Below are 19,197 nucleotides of genomic sequence, written 5' to 3'. Positions count from 1 at the left end.
CTAAGTCGTGGCGCTGCGGGGCTCAGTTGAGCCACCCGTCTGTGTTGAATTGACCAAAGCGGATCGGATCGGTTTGCAGCAGGCGTAAGCGGGGGTGTACCCCCTCCAATGCGATGGCATCACTGGCGCTGCTCAGCAGCACCGTGTGGGCCGGGGCCAGCAGGGGGCGCAGTCGGCTGCGCAGCAGGCCCGGGTGGGCCGGGCACAGGAAGTTGTCGGGCTGGTTGAACTTCTCGGGCTCGTCCAGCAGCACCAGACAGGGCAGGCTAGGCAGGTGTTGGGCCAGCGCAGCCAGCAGGGCCTGGGCCAGCGGCAGGTGGATGCCGTGGATCAGCACCCGCTCCGGGGCGGCACGCAACACGTCCATCAGCCACTCGGCCAGCGGCCCGGGCTGGGCACCGATCTCGAAGCGGCTGAGCTGGGCGTCGTTGGCACCACGCAAACTCTGCTGCACGCGGTGCACGACCGACAGCGGGCCGGCGGCCGGGCCGACCAGCAGCCAGCGCTGGCGCCGGGTGTGCGTGCGCACCCAGTGGGCCTGGCGAGCGGTCTCGGGCAGGCCAGGCTGGCTCAGGCTCAGCTGGCGGTGGTGGTTTGGGTCCTCGGCCAGGGCGCGCAAGGGCAATGCCGGCCAGACGGGCGGCGTCTGGTTCAAGGTGGCCGATTCGGTGGGGGCACGCGGATGCTGCAGCACCACCGAGTGCGGGGTCCAGACCACAAGCCTGTTCTGGGCCCGCAGGCGCAGACCCAGCTCGATCCAGGCCGCACGCTCGGGCAGCGCTTCGTTGAGCCAGGGCTGGCCGGCCAGGGCCGAACGCTTGACCAGCAGCACCGAGGCATTCACGGCCAGAGCGCTTTGCTCGCACAGGGCCCGCTCATGCAGGCCCGGCGCGTCCAGCGCCAGGTCGCGGAAAGCGGGGCCGGCCAGGCCTTGCAGGCCGCCCACCCAGTAGCTTTCTATGAGCAGTGAGTTGGCCGGGTTGACCAGTCGGGGGGGCCACCGCACCGACTTCGGGGCGTTGGGCGATGCCCAGCAGGCGCTCCAGGCAGTCGGCCTGGATCAGGTGGCTGCGCACATCCAGGCACAGCAGGTGTTCGGCGCTGCTGTGGCGCAGGCCCAGGTTCAGCGCCTGGGCAGGGTTCAGGCCGCGCGCGTCCAGCCGGTGCACGCGGCCTTGCCAGAACGCGTCTTGTGCCAGGCTGTCCAGGTAGGCCTTTTCATCGGGGTCTTCGCAGCCCAGGTCCAGCAGCAGGATCGTCGTGCGGTCGTCAGGCCGCAGTTGTTGCCAACTGGCCAGCAAAGGTTGCAGGTATTGGCGGTCGTGGCGCACCGCGATCAGGGCGGTGAGGTCACTGGCCTCGGGTGCGGCATACCGCACCTGGTGGGTGTGGGGGCTCAGGCCGGGTAACACCTCGGCAGCGAGGCGCTGGCGGGCCAGATGCTCGGCCAGGTCGGTGCGCTCGGCCTGTCCGTCGCCGTGGCGGCTCTCGGCACTGGGCCACAGCCACAACAGCTCGCTCAAATGACCGATGGCAGCAGCGCCCGCCTGGTCGTGCAGGCGCAAGGCCAGGTCATAGGCCGTGGCGCCGGCCTGGGCGCCCAGACCGCCACAGGCGAGCAAGGCCTGCTTTTCCACGAAGACGGCGCGCCCGATGTAGGCGCTGGAGCGCAGCAGGTCCAGGTTGAAGTCGGGCTTGAAGTGCGGGTCGGGCGAGTGGCCCGCCTGCTGTACCGCGTCGTCGCCATAGACCAGACGCCAGGCGGGCTGGGCATTGAGCTGGTCGGCCAGCACCTGCAGGGATTGCGGCTCGGCCAGGGTCACCCCCGCGGGCAACAGGCCCAGCCAGTCGGCTGGCGAGGCCTCGGCCAGGGCCTGCAGCACGATGGGGGCGGAGCTGGCCTCGCGCAGGCACAGCCATTGCAGGCGCGGGTTGGCGGCGATGGCGCCGGGCGCATCGGCGGTGCTCAGCACCGTCAGGATCCATTCGGGGTAGAGCTGGGCATCCAGGCTGGCCAGCAAGGCCTGCACCGCGTTCTGCTCGTTGGGCGTGCTGTTCAGCAGCAGGTGAAAACGGGGTTTGTGCGGCCAGTCCACCATCATGCGTTCGGCCAGCGCCTGGGCCGTGAACTCATTGAGTGACTGGGCCTGGCGCCATTGGACAAAGGCCACGTCGGCGGCGCTGGGCTGGTAGACCGCAGCTTGAGGCGCAGGCTCGATCAGCGGCAGGGCCTGGCTGTCGCGGATGAACTGCTGCAGCTTGACCCAGAACGCTTCCTCCAGCCGCTGGTACGTGGCCTGCATCTGGCCCACGGTGCGGCGGGCATAGTCGATTTCTTCGGGCGCATCGCTGAAGGCCATGCCTTCGCGGCCCAGTTCCGCCGAACTGATGGCGTTTCCGTCAAACAGTGGCGAGCGCAGTACCACGGCGGGGCACCCGCACAGCACGGCCTCCAGGGCGATGGCGGTGGACTCGAAGCAGTACAGCATTTCGCTGCGCCGCATCAGGGCCGCCAACTCGCTGCGGCTGGCGGGCCAGGTCGAGGTGATCACCGTGCCGTGGGCCAGCTCGGGGTGCTCCTTGAGCGCATTCAGATGGCGGCCAGGGTAGACCAGAATGCCCTGGCGCTGTGCGTCCAGCGGGTTGTCGCGGTTGTTGAACAGACTGGAGTCCACCGAGGGGAAGAACAGCACGTTGTCCGGCGGTGCGTTGGCGGGCAGCAGGTTCTGGCCGTAGGCGTAGATCAGCTCGGTGTCGGCAAAGGTCTTGTCGCCCCCGATCAGCCCGGGCACATTGAGCACGTAGCGCACCACCGACTTGGCGCGGCGTGGGTTGCCGCTGACGATTTCGGGGTAGACCACGATGGGTTCGCGCCCGGCCTGCAGGTGGCGCCGCACCACGTCTTCGGTCACGGTGGGGGTGTTCAGATCGGGGTTCACCTCCGAGGTGAAGACATAGGCCTCCTCGCCCAGGCGATTGAGCACGTGGCAGAGCATGTGCATGACGCGGATGCCGGCCGAGGAGCGCCGATACGGCGGCGTCTCGATGTAATAAGGGCGGCGCAGCGATTCGTACAGTTGGGGCATGGTCAGTCCTGGGCGAGTGGCTGGCTGGGGTCGGCCGTGCCCGCGATGGCCTGGGCCAGCGGGGTCCAGACGTCCAGCTGCAGCTCCTGACGGGCACGTTTGATGGAGGGCACGTAGCAAGAGCGAAGGGGGTTGTCGACGGGCTGGCGCGCCAGTGTGACGGCCTGGTCGGGGCTGAGCTGGCGGTTCACCTGGCGGGCCAGTTGTTCGATGGTGATGGCCTGGTCCGAGCCGACGTTGTAGGCCCGGCCGTGCTCGCCGCGCAGCAGCAGTTGCAGCAGCCACACGGCCAAATCGGCGCCATACAGGTAGCTGCGCACCGGCGTGCCGTCGCCTTGCACCCGCACGCCTTGGCCGGCCAGGCCGTCGCGGATGAAGTTGCCGATCGCGAAGTGCCCGTCCAGATCCAGGCCCGCGCCCACAAAGGCAAAGCAGCGCGCCACCGGGATGCACAGGCCATGGGCCGCACCGAAATGCTGGCTCCACAGCTCGGCCGTGGCCTTGGCTTCGCCATAGGGGTCGGGCTGCTCCAGGCTGCGCTGCAAGGGCGTGGTCTCGGGGGTGTGGCTGGCGGCACGCGCGGCCGGGCCGTAGACCGCGCCAGAGCTGACAAACAAGGCCCGCTTGACGCCCTGGGCCAGGGCCTGCTCCAGGGTGTTGCGGGTGCCCAGCAGCACATCGTCCATGATGGCCAGCGGCCGGGTGTGGGCCTGGGTGTGGGTGTCCGTGGCGGCGTGGATCAGCAAGTCGGCCTGGCGCTGGTCCGTGAAGTGACGCGCGTCACCGGTGACGAAGTCGACCCAGGGCTGGCCGGCAAAGAAGGGTGCCACGGCCTGGAAGCGCCCCGGGTTGCGCGACAGCAGGCGCACCTGAAAGCGATGGCCACCTTGCTGCAACAGGTCCAGCAGGCTGAGCAGCCAGTAGCCAAAAAAGCCGGTGCCGCCCGTGATGAACAGGGTTTTACCCTCCAGCGCCGAGGCGTCCAGGTGCGGCAGCAATTGGGTCAGCCGCCCCTGGATGGCGGGCAGCCCGGGGGCGGGGTAGGGCTTGCTCACAGGGCGCTCGACGTCTGGCGTCAGAGGCCTCGGTCGTAGATGGCCTGGCGCAGCGATTCGTGCTGGGCGTAGGGGCTGTCCACGTCGTCGATGGTCAGGGCCGAGTCGCGTGCGACGGGGCGGGTCAGTTTCAGGCCGTTCATGGTTTCGCGGCAGGACAGCTGGCCTTTTTGCAGCGGGATGGCGAGGTAGAAGTCTTCGTCATTGCCCGGGTGCTTGAACTCGTAACCTGCCGGCAGGTCGCGCTTGACGTAGACGCCGCGCACCAGCCCGTCGAGGTACTCGGTTTCCTTCTTCTTGGGCAGGCGCTTGGATTGGCCCGAACCGCCGCACATGGCCACAGCCTTGTGGTAGGCCTTGAACCAGGCGTCGATCTGGTGCGGCAGCGAGCAATAGGGCGAGACCGGGATGCCGCCTTCCTCGATGTCGATGTGGCGTTCCCAGGTGCGCGCACCCTTGGCATAAGACAGCAGCATGGACGAGGTCCAGTCGGTGTACTCGTGGGTGGAGAAGCCGATCACGTTCTTGGGGTAGAGCTTCTTGAGGTAGTCGATCTGGTTGATCTCCAGTTCGTCGTCCTCGCTGGGGTAAAGCGACACGCAGTGGTTGATGGCCAGCGGAATGTTTCGATTGGCGAAGAAGGTCACCATGTCGTCGATGTCCTTCTGGCTGGAGCCGCCGGTGGAGACGATCACGGGCTTCTTGGTCTCGGCGATGCGCTCGATCAGGAACCAGTCGTTGATGTCCGAACTGGCGATCTTGATCAGGGGCAGGTCCAGCTCTTCGCACAGATCGACCGAGCGCTCGTCAAAGGCCGTGGCCATGGGGATGCAGCCACGTTCCTTGATGGTGCGGGTCAGGGTCTTGTACTCGGCCTTGCTGAGCTTGGTGACCTCGGTCTTCTTGATGTAGCGGATGTCTTCGCGGCCGCGGAAATCCTTGTGGATGAAATGGTCCACTTCGCGAAACTGCAGCTTGATGGCGGCACGCACATTGTTGAAGCGCACCACCTGGGAAAAGTCATTCACGATGCGCAGGCCCCGGTCCAGCCGCCCCCAGTGGTTGTTGGCAAGCTCCAGAATGAAGAGGTCTTCGAAAATGCTGTTGGGATGGGTGTTAATAGGCATAAAAAACCCCGTCAAATGAGTTTCTGGAATGGCTGCGGTACGCTAGCTTGTAGTCGAAGGCCAGTGCGGCCACAAAAGCCGGTATACGCCACATATCATCCCAGCGATGGTAGGCAGCGATGGCCAAAATAGGCCGGCTTTTCAGGATCAAATCCCGGCCCCCGTGAAGCGTGGGGATTTCTTGACCTTCGACATCGAGCTTCAGATAGTCGATGGTCACGTTTTGCAGGCAGTCGTCGAGGCGCACCACCTGGATGATGCTGTCACCGTCTTCCTTGACGGCACTGGCTTCACCTTGTCCGGTGGAAAAGCGCAGTTGTTCGTTTCGTCCTGAGAGGCCGCAGGGGTAGTTGGTGGCACGGAGCCCCAGTTGCCTGGTTCGTTGGGTCAGCAGCTCATAGTTGCCCAAGTCGGGCTCAAAAGCATAGGTCTGCTGGAACGGCAACTGGCTCAGCGCGGCTTCCAGTGTGTCGCCGTTGTAGGCGCCACCGTCCAGAAAAGCCTGCGCACCGCGCTCGCGCGCCCGGCAGGCCGCCACGGCAAAATCCGGAAAGTAGTGCACTACCCCGGCGTCGGGCAAGGGCGCAGCCAAGGTCTGCCCCAGCCGAAAGGCCAAGGTTTGTGCCATGGCTTGCCGGCTTGGCTCATCAGCCAATTGATCAAATGCGGCGCGCAAATCGCTTGCGTGGGCTGCGTAATCTGCTCTGGGCGTGAGCCAATAGCGCCACCCCAGCGCGTCAGCGACCACCTCAAAATAGTGCTGAGGAAATTGCGCTGCAAATCCCGCCGCGCGACAGGTCTGATCAATCAGTGGGTAGTCTGAGTGGGCGAGGTGGTTGTAGACGCCGACCCACAGCGGCTTGTCCTTGTAGGCCTCGGGCAATTGGCTGAGCTGCCAGACCGGCAGTGCGCTGCGGGCAGCGGGAGGAACCCCAGAAACGACAAAGCCCAGGACAGGTATTGCGTTTTTCTGCGCTGCCGCAGCCAGATCATGGGCGAACGAGCCATATCCGAAAATGAGGAGACCCTGTCTTTGCACGGTCTCCAAGTCCACCTGACCCACGGCTTCCAGGGATGGGAATGAGGTCGTTTTCATGGGTCAGTGCCCTCCATGAGAAACGAGGCGGGCGGCCTCGGCGCGTACCGCCGCGACTTCCTCTGCGGGCAGGAAGGGGAACATGTCGTCCAGCTCGGGGGTGGCAAACCCCCCCTCGGGCAGGGCGCGCGACTTGATGCGGGGCTCGAAGCCGGGCTCCGGGTCCACCGTCACGGCCAGCAATTGCGGGCCGTTCTGCTGCAAGGCTGCGTCCAGGGCCGGCAGGTCGGCACTGCTGCGCACGTCGACCGTGCGCAGGCCGAAGGCCGTGGCCAGGCGGGCGAAGTCGGGAAAGGCCACGCCCGAGGCCGGTGTGGCGCCCACGATGCGGCCGAAGAAGTTGTCGTGCGTGAGCCGGATCGACAGGTAGCCGCCGTTGTCGATCACCACCACCAGCACATTCAGACCCAGGCTCTTGAGGCTTTGCAGTTCTTGCAGGTTCATCTGCAGGCTGCCGTCGCCAGCAAAGCAGATCACGCGGCGCTGGGGGGCTGCGGTGGCGGCCCCCAGGGCTGCGGGCAGGTCGTAGCCCATGGAGGCCGAGCCCGAGTTGCTGAACAGGCGCTGGCCTTTTTTGAGCGGGGCGAGCTGGAAGGGCAGGATGCAGGCCGAGGCATTGCCGCAGACCAGGATGTCGTCCTCGCGCAATTGGGCGCAAACCCGCTCGACCAGCGCATACGGGTGGATGGCGGGGCCCTTGGGCTCAGGTGCTGCGAGACCGTAACGCCGACGAATGTCCTGGCACCAGGCGACCCAGGCCGCATAGCTGGGCAAGCCGCCTTGGCAGCGCTCGCGCAGGGTTTGCAGGAAGACGCGCGCGTCGGCCGTGATTTTCAGATCGGCCTGCACCAGGGGCTTGGTCAGCTCGGCGGGGTCCACGTCGACCTGCACCACGTAGGCGTTTTTGGCGAAGGTGTCCCAGTTGTAGCTGACCTGGCGGATGTTCAGGCGTGAGCCGATCACGATCACGAGGTCGGCCGCCTGCAGGCAGAAGTTGCCGGGTCGGGTGCCGATGGTGCCGGGGCGGCCGGCAAACAGGGGGTGGTCGCTGGCGATCAGGTCGTGCGTCCAGGCGGTGGCCACGGGAATGCCGTGGGCTTCGGCAAAGGCCAGCAGGTCTTGTTCGGCCTGGGCCAGGCGTACGCCTGTGCCGGCCAGGATCAGCGGGCGCTGGGCGGTGGCCAGGCGTTGGGCGATCTGATCGCCATCGGCCTCCAGGGTGGCCGGCGTCAGCGGCGGGGTGAAGACAGGGGCTGGAATGGGGCCGCATTCGGCCGACTGCACATCCAGGGGAATGTCCAGCCAGACCGGGCCGGGGCGCCCCCCCACGGCGGTGGCCAGGGCTTGCGGCAGCAGGGTCATCAAGGCCTCGGGGCTGCCCACGCCTTCGGCCAGCTTGGTCACCGGGCGGGCCATCTGCAGCACCGGGCCTTCCTGGTCACCGAGTTGGCGCAGACCGGGCACCGGGGTGTAGTCCAGGCAGGTGGCGCGCTTGACCTGGCCGCTGATGACCAGCATGGGAATCGAGTCGGTGTAGGCCCCGAACACACCGTTGAGCGCATTGATGCCGCCAGGCCCGGTGGTCACCATCACCACCGCCGGCTTGCCGGCGATGCGGGCGTAGCCCTCGGCGGCCATGGCGCAGGCCTGTTCGTGGTGCAGGTAGGTGCATTGCAGGCCCGGGTGGGAGCCCAGGGCCTGGTTCAGGTACATGGCGCCGCCGCCCGTGACGGCAAAGACCTGGGTGATGCCTTGCTGGACCAGCCAGTCGGCGATGCGTTCGGAGAGGTTCATAGCGGGTCGCTCAGAAAGTGGAGTCGTTGCCGGGCCCCGGGATCCAAGGCGTCGAGGGCAGTGGCAATTTGCTGCGGGTCGATGGCCACGCAGACCAGGATGGCCGCCTGCGGGTGCTGTTGCAGGCCCAGCGCAGGAGGCACGATGGGCAGGCCGTCGAGTTGCAGACCTTGTTTGTTGGGGTCGTTGTCGAGAAACGCCACCAGGCGATCGCGCGGCAACTGGCCCTGGCCCAGCAGGCGCTGGGCCCAGGAGCCCGCACCCCAGGCCAGCACCGGGCCTTGGGCGGGCAGGGGCGGCTGGGGCACGAGGGTGGCACCCTGGGCGCAGTCGGCCAGGTAGCGCTGAACCGCATGCACGGTCGAGGGCTGAGGGGGCAGTGCTGGCGTGGCCCCCCGGCCGGCCACCACGGCCAGCGCCGGGTAGTGGCCACCGTCGGACAGGGTCAGGCTCACCGCCTCGGCACTGTGCAACTGCAGCCCCGCCGGGGCCAGCAGCCGGGCCAGGGCCTGGGCGCTGAAGTGGTTGATGTGTTCGCTGTCGAAGTAGTAGTAGGGCGGGCGCTCGCCGCAGGCGTAGCCCACCGGGTGGGGGACCTCGATGTAGAGCTTGCCCTCAGGCGTCAGCAGCCGGGCCAGGCCCGGCAGGCCCTGGAGGTCGCGCAGGTGTTCGGCCACATGTGAGAGCACGATCAGGTCGTAGCGCTCGCCGACGCAGCGCGTGGCGGCTTCGTGGATCAGGCCTTCGCGCAGGCGCAGGCCGCGGGCCTGCGCCGCTTGCACGGCACTGGGGTCGGGGTCCAGGCCTTCGACCTGAAACAGGCCTCGCGCCTGCAGAACCGCCAACAGACCGCCCGCACCGCAGCCCAGGTCCAGCACGCGGGCTTGGGGCCGAGGCAGGCAGCTCAGCAGCCGATCGGCCAATTGCTCCAGCCGGGCCTGGTCGGCAGGGTGCAGGCCGGCGCCGGTGCCGGTGGGGCCGCCGTACTTGGCGCAGCGCTGGTAGTAGAGGTCGTAGGCAGATTGCGGCGCCGGCGTCTCGGCAAACACCAGATCGCAAGCGTGGCAGGCCATCAGCCGGTAGCCGCCGGGCAGTGGCGAGCCCGAAGGCTGGGGCAGGGAGAGCGTTTTGAGGGCTTGCGCCTCGGTGCTGCCACAGACCGGACAGGGTCGCAGGCAGGCCCGGTCCTCACCAGGAAGGCCTGGCCCTGTTGCGGTCGGGGCGCTGTCGAGGGTGGACATGACCTGGTGCTCAGAAGTTGAGGCCCAGCACCTGCCGGAGCTGGCTCACCATGTAGTCGAGCTGGGCCCGGCTCAGCCCGGGCCAGACACCGATCCAGAAGGTGTCGTTCATGATCTGGTCGGCGGCCTTCAGCGAGCCCACGACGCGGAAGTTCCGGTCTTGCATGTAGGGCTGGTGGATCAGGTTGCCGGCAAACAGCAAACGCGTGCCGATGCGGTGCTCGTCCAGGTACTGCAGCAGGTATTGGCGGTTGAGCCCGGCCTCGGGGCGCAGGGTGATCGGGAAGCCGAACCACGACGGGTCGCTGCCCGGGGTGGCCTCGGGCAGCACCAGCAGGTCGGCGCAGTCTTTCAGTTGCTCGCTCAGGTAGGCGAAATTGTCCTTGCGCGCCTGCACAAAGCCCTCCAGGCGATCCAGCTGGGCCAGGCCGCAGGCGGCCTGCATGTCGGTGATCTTGAGGTTGTAGCCCAGGTGGCTGTAGGTGTACTTGTGGTCGTAACCGGCCGGCAGGCTGCCCAGTTGCCAATTGAAGCGCTTGCCGCAGGTGTTGTCGCAGCCGGGCTTGCACCAGCAGTCGCGGCCCCAGTCGCGGAACGATTCTGCAATCTGGCGCAGCTCCGGGTCGCTGGTCAGCACCGCGCCGCCTTCGCCCATGGTGATGTGGTGGGCGGGGTAGAACGACAGGGTGGCCAGGTGTCCGAAAGTACCCACCTTGCGGCCCTTCCAGGTCGAGCCCAGGGCATCGCAGCAGTCTTCCACCAGCCACAGGCCATGGGCTTGGGCAAAGGCGCACACGGCATCCAGATCGAAGGGGTTGCCCAGGGTGTGGGCAATCATGATGGCCTTGGTGCGGGGCGACAGGGCCGCCTCCAGCTGCGACACGTCGATGTTGTAGGTGGGCAGCACGGCATCGACGAACACCGGCACGGCACCGTTCTGGATGATGGGGTTGACGGTGGTCGGAAAGCCGGCGGCCACGGTGATCACCTCGTCGCCGGGGCGGATGGCGCGGATGCCCAGGCGTGGCGAGGTCAGGGTGGAGAAGGCCACCAGATTGGCCGAGGAGCCCGAGTTGACGGTCAGCGCGTGCTTGACGCCGACAAAATCGGCCAGGCGTTTCTCGAAGGCGTCGTTGAATCGGCCCGTGGTCAGCCAGGCGTCGAGCGCGGCATCGATCATGGCGTTTTTTTCGGGATCGCCCACCACCTTGCCCGAGGGCGGGATGGCGTCGATGCCGGCGCGCCAGGCCGGGGCTGTGGCTGCGGCGCGGGCCGGGCGCACGATGATTTCGAGCTCCTGGCCGGCCAGTTCCGGCAGGTTGAGGTGGACCTGGCCATCGGCGGCGGCGGTCAGCTGGTGTCGGGTCAGGCTCATGCGGCGCTTTCGAATTCGGTGATTTGGTCCAGGGTCTGCTGGCGCATGTCGGCGCCGGCCTGCCAGGCGCGGTGCCAGTCCAGGGTGCGTTGCAAGGCGGTGTCGGCGCGCCAGCGGGGTTGCCAGCCCAGGCGGCTGTGGGCCTTGCTGCAGTCCAGCTTCAGGGTGTGGGCTTCATGGGGCTGGGCCTGGGTCTCCGTTTGCCAGCGCGCATCCGGGCCCCAGCGGCGTGCCAGCTCCTGCACCACCCAGCCCACGGTGCGGGCGTCGGATTCGTGCGGGCCGAAGTTCCAGCCTTCGGCCCAGGCCATGCCTTGCTCGTGCAGGCGTTGGGCCAGGGCCAGGTAGCCGCTCAGGGGCTCCAGCACATGCTGCCAGGGCCGGATCGCACCCGGCTGGCGCAGGGTGACGGCCTGTTGCGCCGAGAAGGCCGCCAGCACGTCGGGCACCAGGCGGGTGGGCGTCCAGTCGCCTCCGCCAATCACATTGCCGGCGCGGGCACTGGCCACCGGCACGTTGGCCGCGTTCAGGAAGGAGCGCCGGTACGAGGCCACCACCAATTCGGTGCAGCCTTTGCTGGCCGAGTAAGGGTCGTACCCGCCCATGGGGTCGGTTTCACGGTAGCCCCACACCCACTCCTGGTTTTCGTAGCACTTGTCGCTGCTGATGGCCACCACCGCGCGCACGCCGGGGGTGCGGCGCACGGCTTCCAGCACGTTGGCGGTGCCCATCACATTGGTGGCAAAGGTGTCCAGGGGCTGCTCGTACGACAGGGGCACCAGCGCCTGGGCGGCCAGGTGCAGCACCACGTCCGGTCGGGCCTGGGCCATGGCTTGGCTCAGCGCATCGAGGTCGCGGATGTCGCCGAAGCGGGACTGCATGCCCTGGGCCACTGAGGCCAGCTCGAACAGGTTGATGGGGGTGCCGGGCGGCAGGGCAAAGCCCCAGACTTCGGCCCCCAGGGCCTGCAGCCACAGGCTCAGCCAGCTGCCCTTGAAGCCCGTGTGACCGGTCAGAAAGACGCGCTTGCCGGCCCAGAAGCGGCGGTTCACCAGTTCTTCCACGGCGCGGCTCCGCTGGCCCAGAGTTCTTCGAGGTAGGTCTTGTCGCGCAAGGTGTCCATGGGGCGCCAGAAGCCGGTGTGCTGGTAGGCGGCGAGCTGCTGCTGGTGCACCAGGGCGTGCACGGGCTTGTCTTCCCAGATGCTGTCATCGCCCTCGATCAGGTCCAGCACCTGGGGCGACAGCACAAAAAAGCCGCCATTGATCAGGTTGCCATCGCCCAGGGGCTTTTCGGTGAAGGCCTGCACTTGACTATCGGCGATCTCCAGCGTGCCGAAGCGACCCGGAGGCGCCACAGCGGCCACCGTGGCCAGCTTGCCGTGGCTGCGGTGAAAGGCGATCTCGGCGCTGATGTCGATGTCGGACACCCCGTCGCCGTAGGTCATGCAAAAGAAGGGCTCGTTCTCGACATAGCGGCGGATGCGCCGGATACGTCCCCCGGTCTGGGTGCTGTCGCCGGTGTCCACCAGGGTCACGCGCCAAGGTTCGGCATGGTGCTCGTGGATCTCCATCTGGTTGGTCGTCATGTCGAAGGTGACGTCCGAGGTGTGCAGGAAGTAGTTGGCGAAGTACTCCTTGATCACATAACCCATGTAGCCGCAGCAGATCACGAAGTCGTTGATGCCATGGCTGGAGTACATCTTCATGATGTGCCAGAGGATGGGTTTGCCGCCAATGCTGATCATCGGCTTGGGGCGGGTCAGGGTTTCCTCGCTGATGCGGGTGCCCAACCCGCCGGCCAGGATGACTGCTTTCATGTCGGATGCTCCAGGCAGATGGAAATTGATGTGCGCCGTCAGCACAGCGCTTTGATCAATTCTAGGGGCCCCGTCCTGACTTCGCTCCGAATGGAAGGGCTGATTCCCGGTGCAAATGGGTCAATCAAAAATGGCTGAAAACCATTTGTCCGTGTTCTTGGACAAGTAGAAGTTGTCGCTGACCCACTGATTCAATTGCCGACCCATCTGATGGCGCAAGGTGCTGTCGTCGATCAGGCGCCGCACCGATTCGATCCAGGCCTCTTTTTCGTTGGGCACGTGCATCACCGGCGGGTTCTCGGTGCGGAAGGGGTACACGTCCGAGCACACCACCGGCCAGCCCATGGCGCCGTACTCCAGCAGGCGCAGATTGCTCTTGCAGCGGTTGAAGGGGTTGTCCTCCAGCGGGGCGATGGCAATGTCGAGGTCCAGCGAGGCCAGTTTGGCCGGGTAGTCCACATACGACACGAAGGGGTGGTATTCCTTGATGTAGGGGCGCAGGCTGTCGGGGCACATGCCCATGAAGATCCAGTCGACCTCGTCCTTGAAGCGGGCCACCACCTCGCCGATCATCTCCAGATCGCCCAGGTGCTGCGCTGCGCCGGCCCAGCCCACGCGCAGGCGTGACCGAGGCGTTGGTGCCTTGTAGAACTGGCCCCAGACCCGGTCATCGAGGCAGTTGGGCATCACGCGAACGTCGCGGCAGTAGTCACCATAGACGTCGACCAGGGGCTGGGTGGAGACGATCACGCGGTCGCACAGGCTCATGGCCTCGCGCATGCGCACATAGCCTTCACGCTGATGGTAGTTGTGCAGGTGGTGCTTCTGCGGCAGGTCGTGGAACAGGTCGTCAACCGTCTGGATGGTGAACAGGTTCGGGTTGGTCTTGCGGTAGTCGCGCAGCAGTTGCAGGTGGGCGTCGCCGATCGAGTGCTGCACGATCATGCGGTCCGGATTGACCCGCGTGATCTCGAGTGCTGTCGGTGTGCGGTACAGGCTGTGGGTGACCGGGAACACAATGCAGGACTGCGCCAAGCCGGCGTGCTGCAGTGCGTTCAAGGGCTCGACCACGCGGTACTGGCCCGAGCCGCTCGAGATGGGGAAGGCCATGGCCCGCGGCCGGTCCTTGCGCGAGCTCATCCAGTCGACCACCAGATCGGCTTCGACGTCGTAGGGGGTCTGCAGCGACAGGTGCCGGTTGTAGCCTCGGTCGTGGGCAATGTGCTGGACCCAGCGGGTCAGGAAGGACTGCTTTTCGCGCAGCGCTGCCGACTTGATCTCGTAGGCTCGGCCGGCTTCGCGGCCCAGGGCCTCCACCGTCTTGCCGCCCTGGTGCAGCACGTTGCTGACCGGGGTCCAGATGTGCCGGCGCCCGGCCTGGCTGGCGCGGATGCAGAAATCATGCACCGTGGTGAAGGTGTGGCAGTCGTCGGTGTTGAAGCCGCCGATTTGCTGCCAAAGAGAGCGTTGCAGCAGGAAGAAATGCCCCGCCACGGTGGACACGTCCTGCGATGTCTGCAGGCGTGAGAAGACGCCTTGCTCGTCGAGCAGCCGGCGCTCGCCGTTGTAGCTGGCCGCCCAATCCCCGATGCCCAGGGTCATGGGACCGCTTTGCAAGGTGGGTTTGTCGCCCACCTGCAGCACCAGACGCGGGGCCACACAACCCACGTCGGCTTGATCCAGGTAAGCGGTGAGGCTGCTCAGCCAGGTGCGCTGGATGGCCTCGGTGTCGTCGTCGGCGAACAGCAGCACGTCGCCGGTGGCCACTGCGGCCCCGGTGTTCAGGGCCAGGCCGTGTTGGTAGGGGCCGGCCGGGGTGGACACGATGTGCAGCGGAACCGGCAAGGTGACGGAGGTGGCCGCGTTGTGTGCGGCGGCCTCGTGTTCAGGCTGGGTGACCAGGATGATCTCGTGCAACTCGGGCTCGGCAAAGAGCTGCAGCGAGCTCAGCAGGCAGCGCAGGTAGCCGAGTTGGTAGCCCGTCGGGATGATCACCGAGACGCGCCGTGCTTGGGCGCCCTGGTAATCGAGTTGCCGGCAACCGGCAATCTTCTGGGCCTGCACACGGGCGGGCAAGGCACGGCTGTTCAGGTGCGCCTGAAGTTGCTGCAGCTCTGCCAGCTCACGGGCCGGGGACACATGGCCGTCGCTCTTGAAAAGCACCGTGTCGACATGGTGGATGCTGCCTCTGTTCTGCGACAGGTTCAGCGCCAGGCCGTAGAGGCGGTCGAAATCCAGCGTCAGGCCCTGTTGACGCCAATCCGCCGTGCGCACGGCCACGGCCGAGCCCAGGTAGTTGGTGCTGCGCAGCCACTCGATGTTGAGGTCGGGCTTGAAATGAGGGGTTTCCTGGCCATGGGCTGCGATGAAGGCCTCGTCGGCATACACCAGTCGGGCCTCCGGGTTTTTGGCGGCCAGGGCGAATTCGACCAGGGCCTGGGTGGCCAGCGTGGTGCCTGACTCGATCAGCAGCAGCCATTGCGGCAGGGTGTGCGCAAAGGGATCCTGCGCGGTGGGCAGGGTGTGCCAAACGCACTGGGGGCCCAACTCAGCCGGGTTGATCGGGCAGTCGAAGCCCGCCAGGATGTGCAACTGGCTGGCTTGGTAGAGGTTCTGCTCCAGGCTGTCCAGCGTCTGGGCCAGGCCATCGAGGTCACCTTCGCGAACGTAAACATAGACTGCCAAAGCGGGCAGATCACCGCGGGCCACATGTTCGCCGTAGATCTCGCCATCGATTTCCCGCAGGGTGCTGCGTTTGCTCCAGGTTTGAAACTGTCGCTGCAGTCGGGTGTATTTCGCCTGATCCGCGTGGGAGGCCAGGTCTTTGCCATCGATCACGAGCTCGCCCATCAGCGTGACGGACTCGTGGGACCAGGCGTCTTCGAAGGGCATGTCCCTGAGTGCACGCTGGGTGGCTTCAATGAACTGGTCCAGTTCGGCCGCGCTGTCGCGGAAATTGGCGAGGTGCTGTTGCTGGTAGCTCGGGAGTTCGCTGCGGGCTTTGGCCAACTCGGCCGGGTCGTCGCCCCAGGCCGTGGCCAGGCTCAGCCAGGGCGATGCCGCAGGCAGGGCCAAGGTGCGGTCATTCTGGATGTAGACCACTGGGCAGCCGCACAGCAAGGCCTCGGCGGTGATGACACCCGCCTCATAGCAGTAGATCAGGCTGGCCGAGCGCAAGGCCTCGGCACGGTCTTCGGCCTTGGTGAAGGCGTTGGACGGCGCGCCCAGGTTCACCAGGTCGGCATGGCTGGCTTGCAGGCTGCCGCCGGCCTTCAGGTATTTGTCGGCGTAGACCAAGGCTGGGCCGTCGGGTCGGGTCGCCGCAGGGCTGAAGACGGTGCTGTCCACCCAGGGCAGGGCCAGGGGCAGGCTGAGGCTGGCGGCCTTGTCGCCTTGGGCCAATTCGATCCGCCCCTTGCCCATCTGCGATTTGTCACTGGCATGGATTTCGGGGCTGTAGGCCAGTGTCCGGTGGGATTGCTGGCGCAGTACCCCGTCGAGGGCAAGATGGATCCAGACCGGCTTTTTGCCCGCCTTGTAGTGTGCGGCTCGCTGCTCCAGCGACAGCTGGGGTGTCCACAAGTGGCCATTGAGGGTTCTCGCGCCCCAGACAAAGGCTTCGAAGCCTCGGGTGTTCAGCTCATGGCACAACTGATGCAGTTGCCGGACGTGGATCTGGCGGCCGTCGTAATCAGCAGTGGCAATGTAATAGGGGTGCTTCTCGGCGGCGGTGCGTGAGGTTCCGTGCGCATGCATGGTGGGTGAACACTTTCTGCTTGAGCCCATGGGCAGCCTGGGCAAGGAGTTCGTCGAGGCAAGGGGCGGACATCCATGAGACCGTGAGCCGGTCCGCGGGTGACCTGGCCATACTCGCAGCTTCAGCTGGTGAGTTTAAGCCTGCCTTCAGACCGCGGCAGTCAGTCAGGGGTGTGGCGTAGGGTGTTCTGGACAGGGCTGGGCGGATCCTGTGGATCCAGGTTTCAATCACCCAGAGGGTGATTGATCCTCAGCCCTTCAGCAGCGACAGAACCTGCTGCGGCAACTGGTTGGCCTGGGCAATCATCGCAGTGCCGGCCTGTTGCAGGATCTGGGCGCGGCTCAGGTTCGAGGTTTCCGTCGCGAAGTCGGCGTCCAGGATTCGGCCCTTGGCAGCCGTCTGGTTTTCCACTGCACTTTGCAGGAAGGTGATGGTGTTCTGGAAGCGGCTCTGGGCAGCACCGAGTTGGGCGCGGCTGTCGTTGATGGTCTGCAGGGCCTTGTCGATGGCGTCGATGTTGGCGGCGTTGGAACTGTTGCTGCCAGCGGCCGTGGTCAGGGCGCTGGTGGTGCCCCCGAAGACGGCCGACACGTTACCAGCCTGGTCGAGGTTGAGGGTGCCCGACGCCACGGTGATGGTCTGACCCGAGTTGGCGCCCACCTGGAAGTCGTAGCTGGCGGTGGTGGTCAGCACCGAGGTGCCGTTGAACTGCACGGCGCTGATGGTACGACCGATTTCCGAAGCCAGCTGGGTGTATTCCTGGTTCAGCGAGGCGACGTCGGACGAGGTGTTGGTCGAGTTGGTGGCCTGCACGGCCAGTTCACGCATGCGCTGCAGCATGTCGGAGACGGTCTGCATGCCGCTTTCTGCGGTCTGCAACATCGAGATGCCGTCGTTGGCATTGCGAATGGCCACGCCCATGCCGCGGGCCTGGGCGTCCATGCGGGTGGCGATGGCCAGGCCGGCGGCATCGTCCTTGGCGCTGTTCACGCGCAGGCCGGAGGACAGGCGCTGGATCGAGGTGGACAGGCTCATCTGGGTGGCCTGCGCATTGCGCTGGGCGTTCAGTGAGTTGATGTTGGTGTTGATGGTCATTGCCATGGGACGGCTCCTTCAATGAATGCAAGATGAACGATCCACACGGTGCGATGTCTGTACGAAATACAGCGACCGATCCCAGCCGAGTGTTAGGAAAATTATTCGGCTTGGGAGAAAAACAGAAGCTTGGAAAAGCGGGCTTCTGGCCGCTCAGTTCAGGACTTTTGCCGAATATCGGCGTCTGCTGAGGGCACGGCCTGTGTATCGCCCGGGGCAGATCGGGCGATGGGGCTGAAGAAGCGAGGCGCAGGCGGGCTGTTGCCGCCTTGGCTGAAAAAGGAAGGCTGAGCCAGGGTCAGGCGGACGATTTGTTCCAGGTGGTGATCTGCTGGTTCACCAGGCTGCTGAGGCTGTTGAGGCTGGTCAGGTTGGTGTCCAGCGAGTTGTACTGCTTGTAGAGGCGGGCCTGGATCACCGCGATACGGTCTTGCATCTTGGTGACATCGGTGTTGTTTCGAGTCAACGAAGTTTGCAATGCGCTTGTCCGATTGGAGACCGTTCCGCCCACGTTGTTGGCTGCCATGGCGAAGTCTCGGATGCGGCGGGCGATTCCATTGGTGGCGCTGCTGCCCCCATTGGCGTCAAAAAGGGACTCGAGATTGCTGGGGTTGGTGGTGATGGCGGTGCTCAACTTGGAACTGGTGACCGATAGCGTGCCGTCTTGCTGCATGGAGATGCCCACGGCGCTCAGGCTGCTGTAGCTGCTGCTGGCGGGGCCATTGCCCACCACCAGCTGACGCAGCGCATTCTGCAAGCCGATGGCGGTGCTGTCGCCCTGCAGGGGCGAAGCTGTCTTGGTGCCTGGATCGTACTTGGTGAGGTTGCGCATGGTCGCGATCGCCTGGTTGTAGGCGGTCACGAAAGCGTTGACTTTGTTGGTGGTTGTGGTGGTGTCTGCCGTCACGCTCATGGTGACGGGCGATGTGGTGACCTGCTGCAAATTGAGGGTGAGCCCGGTGACCGCGCCCGTGATCTGGTTGTTGGCCGAACTCACGGCCACGCCATCGACCGTGGCGGCTGAATTCTTGGCGGCCTGCGACAGGCCCATGCCGACAATGGCACTGCCGGTGCTGGCATAAGCCAGCTTGCCCGTGCCCGTGCTGCCATCGGTGATGGCCGTGCCACCGCTGTCGAAGGCCTGAATCTGGAAGCCATTGCTCTCACCGGTGTTGGCGCCGCGCACCACCAGCTTGTCCTGACCACCCGAGGTGACGACCGAGGCGCTGACGCCCGAGTTGGAGCCATTGATGCGGGTGGCGATGTCGCTGAGGGTGTCGGTGGCGTTCACCGCAACGCTCACCGTGGAGCCGCTGCCCTGGGTGAAAGTGTTGCCACTCCAGGTTCCGACCTGGATGTCCAGGCGCCCGTCCGAGCCGAAGGTACTGCCGGAGGTGATGCCGCTGGACAGCGTGGTTTGCGATTGCGCCAGTTGGGTCACCGACACGCTGTAGTTGCCGGCCAGTGCGCCTGTGGTCACGGACCCGGTCACGGCGCTGCTGTTGCTGGAGCTGACCGTGCGCGATGCCCAGGTGGCCTTGTCCAGCAAGGCCGAGGCGGCATCCTGGATGGCCGAAAGTTGTGATTTGACCGAGCCCCAGGTCGAAATCGTGCTCTGGATCTTGGTTCCCTTTTGCTGCAGCAGGGTGACAGGCTGACTCTCAACCGCCACGAGCTTGGTGACAATCGAATTGACGTCAAGGCCGTTGCTGCCAATGCCGGGTGAAGAAATGGTCATGTTGGTATCCCCTG

At 65.8% G+C, this 19,197-nt stretch carries 14 protein-coding genes; 1 reads left to right on the top strand and 13 read right to left on the bottom strand.

Annotated features, from left to right (window positions below):
* Positions 1–22: 22 nt before the first annotated feature.
* The 12 genes from F624_RS0120630 to F624_RS0120570 all read right to left on the bottom strand — a co-directional run bounded on the left by F624_RS0120630 (position 23) and on the right by F624_RS0120570 (position 17,451).
* The gene (locus F624_RS0120630) at positions 23–946 is read right to left on the bottom strand and encodes a hypothetical protein (RefSeq protein ID WP_019576249.1); all 924 of its coding nucleotides are present in this window, start codon (positions 944–946) and stop codon (positions 23–25) included.
* Complete coding sequence (locus F624_RS0120625) at positions 876–3,086, bottom strand: glycosyltransferase family 2 protein (RefSeq protein WP_051107473.1); 2,211 nt, start codon at positions 3,084–3,086, stop codon at positions 876–878. The genes F624_RS0120630 and F624_RS0120625 overlap by 71 nt, the downstream gene beginning before the upstream one ends.
* Positions 3,087–3,088: 2 nt before the next feature.
* The gene (locus F624_RS0120620; RefSeq protein WP_019576248.1) at positions 3,089–4,141 is read right to left on the bottom strand and encodes an NAD-dependent epimerase/dehydratase family protein; all 1,053 of its coding nucleotides are present in this window, start codon (positions 4,139–4,141) and stop codon (positions 3,089–3,091) included.
* Positions 4,142–4,161: 20 nt separating this feature from the next.
* Positions 4,162–5,268: an N-acetylneuraminate synthase family protein gene (locus F624_RS0120615; RefSeq protein WP_019576247.1), complete on the bottom strand. Its 1,107-nt coding sequence runs from the start codon at positions 5,266–5,268 to the stop codon at positions 4,162–4,164.
* Positions 5,258–6,364, bottom strand: a complete 1,107-nt coding sequence (locus tag F624_RS34160; protein ID WP_084679576.1) for an FkbM family methyltransferase — start codon at positions 6,362–6,364, stop codon at positions 5,258–5,260. Before F624_RS34160 ends, F624_RS0120615 begins: the two co-directional genes overlap by 11 nt.
* Before the next feature lie 3 nt (positions 6,365–6,367).
* The gene (locus F624_RS0120600) at positions 6,368–8,158 is read right to left on the bottom strand and encodes a thiamine pyrophosphate-binding protein (protein WP_019576244.1); all 1,791 of its coding nucleotides are present in this window, start codon (positions 8,156–8,158) and stop codon (positions 6,368–6,370) included.
* Positions 8,155–9,399 carry a methyltransferase domain-containing protein gene (locus F624_RS0120595; RefSeq protein WP_031255718.1) on the bottom strand — a complete coding sequence of 415 codons (1,245 nt, stop codon included), beginning with the start codon at positions 9,397–9,399 and terminating at the stop codon, positions 8,155–8,157. The genes F624_RS0120600 and F624_RS0120595 overlap by 4 nt, the downstream gene beginning before the upstream one ends.
* Positions 9,400–9,409: 10 nt before the next feature.
* Entirely contained in the window at positions 9,410–10,774 is a 1,365-nt protein-coding gene (gene rfbH / locus F624_RS0120590; RefSeq protein ID WP_019576242.1) for a lipopolysaccharide biosynthesis protein RfbH, read from the bottom strand.
* Positions 10,771–11,838 carry a CDP-glucose 4,6-dehydratase gene (rfbG, locus tag F624_RS0120585; protein ID WP_019576241.1) on the bottom strand — a complete coding sequence of 356 codons (1,068 nt, stop codon included), beginning with the start codon at positions 11,836–11,838 and terminating at the stop codon, positions 10,771–10,773. The genes rfbH and rfbG overlap by 4 nt, the downstream gene beginning before the upstream one ends.
* Positions 11,823–12,593: a glucose-1-phosphate cytidylyltransferase gene (gene rfbF / locus F624_RS0120580; protein ID WP_019576240.1), complete on the bottom strand. Its 771-nt coding sequence runs from the start codon at positions 12,591–12,593 to the stop codon at positions 11,823–11,825. Before rfbF ends, rfbG begins: the two co-directional genes overlap by 16 nt.
* 120 nt (positions 12,594–12,713) lie before the next feature.
* On the bottom strand, positions 12,714–16,349 hold the full coding sequence (locus tag F624_RS0120575; protein WP_019576239.1) for a glycosyltransferase: 3,636 nt from the start codon (positions 16,347–16,349) through the stop codon (positions 12,714–12,716).
* 250 nt (positions 16,350–16,599) lie between these two features.
* The gene (locus tag F624_RS0120570) at positions 16,600–17,451 is read right to left on the bottom strand and encodes a flagellin N-terminal helical domain-containing protein (protein WP_031255716.1); all 852 of its coding nucleotides are present in this window, start codon (positions 17,449–17,451) and stop codon (positions 16,600–16,602) included.
* 26 nt (positions 17,452–17,477) lie between these two features.
* Here F624_RS0120570 and F624_RS34930 point away from each other — a divergent pair, with 26 nt between their 5' ends.
* Positions 17,478–17,636 (top strand): hypothetical protein, encoded by a 159-nt coding sequence (locus F624_RS34930; protein WP_157443545.1) that lies wholly within the window; start codon positions 17,478–17,480, stop codon positions 17,634–17,636.
* A gap of 107 nt (positions 17,637–17,743) precedes the next feature.
* Here F624_RS34930 and fliD read toward each other — a convergent pair whose 3' ends face one another.
* Positions 17,744–19,183: a flagellar filament capping protein FliD gene (gene fliD, locus F624_RS0120565; RefSeq protein WP_019576237.1), complete on the bottom strand. Its 1,440-nt coding sequence runs from the start codon at positions 19,181–19,183 to the stop codon at positions 17,744–17,746.
* Positions 19,184–19,197 lie beyond the last annotated feature (14 nt).

It is taken from the genome of Curvibacter lanceolatus ATCC 14669 (assembly GCF_000381265.1).
GTDB lineage: Bacteria > Pseudomonadota > Gammaproteobacteria > Burkholderiales > Burkholderiaceae_C > Curvibacter > Curvibacter lanceolatus.
This window is presented reverse-complemented; position numbering and strand designations above follow the sequence as displayed.